The following is a 4785-nucleotide window of genomic DNA, read 5'->3' on the forward strand; positions in this document are numbered from 1 at the left end:
GGGTGCGGGTGGGCGGTATAAGTCCGTTTTTGTCTGAGGAATTACGCAGAGGTCGACTGCGGTCCGGGGCAGGTGTCGCTACCCTGCCCCCCYSMMSGGCCACGCCCCTCCGGCGTGGCCCTTCGGGTGCGGTCCCTCCGGCGTGGCCCTTCCGGTGGGGCCTGACTTCAGGCCCTCATGCGTGCACGGACAACATACGGGGGTCGCACGGCAGGCGCAGGTCACCGGTGGCGAGGCCGGTCGCCAGGTGCAGGGCGCCGGTCAGCGGGTCGCCCGCCGCGGGCACCTGCCGGGCACCGGGCAGCAGCCGGGACAACTCCTCGGCCAGCGGGGCCGTCAGGGGTTCGCCCAGGTGGAAGAGGCCGCCCGTGAGGGCGACTTCGGTCGTCGTGTCCGGTGGGCAGACGGCCGCCGCCGCCTCCGCGATGTGCCGGGCGGCGTCCCGCAGGATGCCGCGCGCCACCTCGTCGTCGGCCGCGCAGGCCGCGACCTCGGGGGCGAAGGAGGCGAGGACGGCGGGCCGGTCCGACCGTGGATAGAGCTGGTTCGGCAGTCCGGCGGGCGGGCCGAACACCTTCTCCGCGCGCTCCCGCAGTGCCCTCGAACCGCCCCTTCTGCCGTCGTGCGCCCGCATCGCCGCTTCGAGCCCCGCGCGCCCGATCCAGGCACCGCTGCCGCAGTCACCGAGCAGATGGCCCCAGCCGTCGGCGCGGCGCCACCCGGAGAGGTCCGTGCCGACCGCGATCAGACCGGTGCCCGCGGCCACCACCGCGCCGGGACGGTCACCCAACGCGCCCGCGTACGCCGTGACCGCGTCGGCGGCCAGCGCCACCCGCTCCGCGCCCAGGGTCCGCCCGAGCGCGGCGGGCAGTTCGGCCCGCAGGCCGTCGCCGAGCGTCGCCATCCCGGCGGCGCCGACCGCGACCGCGGTGACGCGCCCGCCGCCCGCCGCCGCCAGGAGCGCCCGCGCCATGGGCAGCAGCAGCTCCACGAAGTGCCCGGCGTCGATGCCGCGCGGCCCGGTGCGCACCGGCTCCGCCGAGCGCACCGGCTCCGCCGAGCGCACCGGCTCCGGGGACGGCACACCCTCCGGCGCCCCGAGGGCGGCCCGCAGGCCGGAGCCCCCCGAGTCGACGCCGAGGACCCACCCGGCGCCGGTCACGGCAGCCGCCAGTCCACCGGCTCCGCACCCTGCTTGGCCAGCAGGTCATTGACCCGGCTGAACGGCCGCGAGCCGAAGAAGCCGCGGTCCGCCGACATCGGGGAGGGATGGGAGGACTCCACCGCGGGCAACTGCCCGAGCAGCGGCCGCAGATTGCGTGCGTCGCGCCCCCAGAGGATCGACACCAGCGGCTTGCCGCGCGCGGCGAGCGCGCGTATCGCCTGCTCGGTGACGTCTTCCCAGCCCTTGCCGCGGTGCGCGGCGGGCTTGCGCGGAGCCGTGGTGAGCGCCCGGTTGAGCAACAGCACGCCCTGCCGTGTCCACGGGGTGAGGTCGCCGTTGGCGGGCGGCGGCAGGCCGAGGTCGTCGCCCAGTTCGCGGTAGATGTTGATGAGGCTGCCGGGCAGCGGACGCACCTCGGGCGCGACCGAGAACGAGAGCCCCACCGCGTGACCGGGCGTGGGGTAGGGGTCCTGTCCGACGATCAGGACGCGGACGTCGTCGAAGGGCTGCTGGAAGGCGCGCAGGACGTGGGGTCCCGCCGGGAGGTAGGTGCGTCCGGCGGCGATCTCCGCGCGCAGGAAGTCCCCCATCCCGGCGATCCGTTCGGCCACCGGCTCCAGGGCCTTGGCCCAGCCTGGTTCGACGATCTCATGCAAGGGTCGTGGTGCCACGCGGTCACCCTACTGCCGTAACACCGCCGCCGATCAACCGATGGCCGCGGCCCGTACGCAGAGCACGTCCGGCAGGTGGGAGGCGATCAGCTGCCAGCTGTCGCCGTCGTCCGCGGAGGCGAACACCTCGCCGTTGCGATTGCCGAAGTAGATGCCCGCCGGGTCGTTGTCGTCGGCGCACATCGCGTCGCGCAGCACCGTGCCGTAGTGATCCTCCTGGGGGAGCCCCGCGCTCAGCGGCTCCCAGCTCCCGCCCGCGTCCGCCGTGCGGAACACCCGGCAGCGGCGGTCGGCGGGCACCCGGTCCATGTCCGCGGTGATCGGGAAGACATACGCCGTGCCGCCCCGGTGCGGATGGGCCACCGCGGCGAAGCCGAAGTCCGACGGCAGGCCACCACCGATGTCCGTCCAGTGCCCGCCCGCGTCGTCGCTGCGATACACCCCCCAGTGGTTCTGCAGATACAGCCGGTCCGGGTCGGCCGCGTCCCGCGCCACCTTGTGCACGCACTGCCCGAACTCCGGGTCCTCCTCCGGCAGGAACACCGCCGACACCCCTTTGTTCGACGGCGCCCAGCTCGCGCCGCCGTCCTCGGTGCGGAACACCCCCGCCGTGGAGACGGCGACGGTCACCGAGCCGGCGTCGCGTGCGTCGGTCAGGACGGTGTGCAGGCCCTCGCCACCGCCGCCCGGCACCCACTGGGAGCGGGTCGGGTGCTCCCAGAGCGGGCGCACGAGCGCGAAGCTCTCGCCCCGGTCCTCCGAGCGGTACAGCGCGGCGGGCTCCGTGCCCGCCCAGACCACGTCCGGTTCGGCCGCGGAGGGGTGGAGCTGCCACACCCGCTCCAGGGACGCGCCCGTCTCCCTCGGGAACTTCACGGCCGGTTTGGCGGGCTCGGTCCACGTGCGGCCGAGATCGTCGGAGTGGAAGACGGAGGGGCCCCAGTGCGCGCTGTCACCGCCCACGAGCAGCCGGGGACGGGGGCCCCGCGCGTCGATCGCCACGGAATACACCGCCTGCGCGTTGAAGTACGGGCTGTCGTCGAACTCCCAGGCGCCACCGCGCCTGCGGCCGATGAACAGGCCTTTGCGGGTGCCTACGGTCAGAAGGACATCGGCCATGGCGGCCACCTCCGGGACGTCGTTGTCTCAGCTGGACGACAGTCTGCACCCCACCACTGACAGTCTCCCTTCGACCGAGATCGCCGCAGCTCAGAGGCCGTGTCCTAGTCGGCGTGCGGCGGCTGCGCCAGCTCGGCCGCGATCCCCGCGACCGCGTCGGGGCCCACCCGGCAGCACCCGCCGACCAGCCGCGCCCCCGCAGCCCGCCATCCCGCGACCATCCCGGGCCCGAACCGCGCCGGGCTGCGCCAGGCCCGCGCACCGGCGTCCCAGGCCTCCCCGCTGTTGGGGTAGACCACCACCGGCAGACCGGTGACGCGCCGGGCCACGGCGACCGCCGCACCGACGTCACGCGGATCGCAGCAGTTCACGCCCACCGCGATCAGCTCCGAGGCGTCCGCCGCGAGCGCGAAGGCCTCTTCGAGGGGCTGGCCCGCGCGGGTGCGGCCCGCCGCCACGCTGTAGGAGAGCCAGGCGGGCACCCCGAGCCCGCGCACCGCCCGCAGCAGCGCCCGCGCCTCGTCGGTGTCGGGCACCGTCTCCAGGGCCAGCACATCGGGTCCCGCCGCGGCGAGGGTCTCCAGGCGCGGCCGGTGGAAGCGCTCCAGGGCGGCCACGGTGAGCCCGTACCGCCCCCGGTACTCCGAGCCGTCCGCGAGCATCGCGCCGTAGGGCCCCGCCGACGCGGCCACCCACACCTCGCGGCCGAGGCCCGTACCGGCCCGCCGCGCCAGGTCCACGCCGAGCCGGAGCAGCTCGGCGGTGCGGCGGGCGTCGATGCCGTGGCGTGCGAAGCCCTCGTACGTCGCCTGGTAGCTCGCGGTGATGGCGACCTCGGCGCCCGCCTCGTAGTAGGCGCGGTGGGCGGCCTCGATCGCCGCGGGTTCGTCGGCGAGCAGCCGTGCCGACCACAGGGCGTCGCCCAGGTCGTGCCCGGCGGCCTCCAGCTGGTTGGAGAGGCCGCCGTCGAGCACGACCGGGCGTCGGCCGAGTACCTCTGCGAGTCTCACCCCACTGACGCTAGCCGAGTCCCGGGCCATGGACGCGTGCGGAGTCTCACCCCGCGGACGCGGGCAGCGGGTGCGGAGGCGGCAGCCCGAAGGGGGCTCAGCCGCGGAGGGCGTCTCGCCCCTGAGCGGAGAGAGGCCGCTCCTCCCCGCCGCGTCCGCCCCGACGACCGGCTGGTTGACCGTGTCGGGCAGCCCGCGCGCGCAGGGGTGCGGTGGCCGCGCGTACACCCGCTCGGCGGGGGCCCGCCTCCACCAGCCTGCCGAGGCACATCATCCCGACCGTGTCCGCCAGGTGCCGCACGACGGCCAGGTCGTGCGAGATGAGGAGACAGGCCAGGCCGCGCTCGCGCTGGAGCTCCCGCATCAGATTGAGGATCTGTGCCCGCACCGGGACGTCGAGCGCGGAGACCGGCTCGTCGGCGACGACCGGATCGGGCGCGAGCGTCAACGCGCGTGCGGCCGCCGCAAGCCGTTCCGCACTCTGGCCGACTTCATGGGCCCGGCGCGCCGGACGGGCCCGGCCTCACCCCCGTCACGTTCCCGCCGCTCACCCGCCGAGAAGGGGGTTCACCCGCGCCGGGGCGTCTGCGAGGGTGATCCCTTCGAGCCGCCCGAGCGCCGAGGAGTCCCCCGTGAAGCGTGCCGCCACCCTGTCCGCCCTGGTGGGGGGGCGCACCTCACCAAGGACGTCGCCGCGCGCCGCTGCGACATCGGCGTCGGCGGGATCTCCATCACGCTCCCGCACGCCCGGCAGGTCTACTTCGGCGAGCCCACGCGCGAGGACGGCAAGACGCCGATCGTGCGCTGCGCGGAGAAGGAG

4 protein-coding genes and 1 pseudogene are annotated in these 4785 nt (G+C 75.3%); 1 reads left to right on the forward strand and 4 read right to left on the reverse strand.

Annotated features, from left to right (window positions below; genetic code table 11):
• Window positions 1–175: 175 nt before the first annotated feature.
• From AB8Z36_RS32510 to mmuM, 4 genes are all read right to left on the reverse strand, one after another.
• On the reverse strand, window positions 176–1162 hold the full coding sequence (locus AB8Z36_RS32510; RefSeq protein ID WP_369216979.1) for an N-acetylglucosamine kinase: 987 nt from the start codon (window positions 1160–1162) through the stop codon (window positions 176–178).
• A complete protein-coding gene (locus tag AB8Z36_RS32515; protein ID WP_369216980.1) occupies window positions 1159–1836 on the reverse strand; it encodes a uracil-DNA glycosylase in 678 nt (225 codons plus the stop codon). The genes AB8Z36_RS32510 and AB8Z36_RS32515 overlap by 4 nt, the downstream gene beginning before the upstream one ends.
• A 33-nt stretch (window positions 1837–1869) precedes the next feature.
• Window positions 1870–2955: a WD40/YVTN/BNR-like repeat-containing protein gene (locus AB8Z36_RS32520; protein ID WP_369216981.1), complete on the reverse strand. Its 1086-nt coding sequence runs from the start codon at window positions 2953–2955 to the stop codon at window positions 1870–1872.
• A gap of 104 nt (window positions 2956–3059) precedes the next feature.
• Complete coding sequence (gene mmuM, locus AB8Z36_RS32525) at window positions 3060–3995, reverse strand: homocysteine S-methyltransferase (RefSeq protein ID WP_440582054.1); 936 nt, start codon at window positions 3993–3995, stop codon at window positions 3060–3062.
• Between the two features lie 283 nt (window positions 3996–4278).
• Here mmuM and AB8Z36_RS32530 point away from each other — a divergent pair.
• Window positions 4279–4785, forward strand: a pseudogene (locus AB8Z36_RS32530) (hypothetical protein); the annotation flags it as partial.

Source organism: Streptomyces flavofungini (assembly GCF_041028215.1).
Taxonomy (GTDB): Bacteria; Actinomycetota; Actinomycetes; order Streptomycetales; family Streptomycetaceae; genus Streptomyces; species Streptomyces flavofungini_B.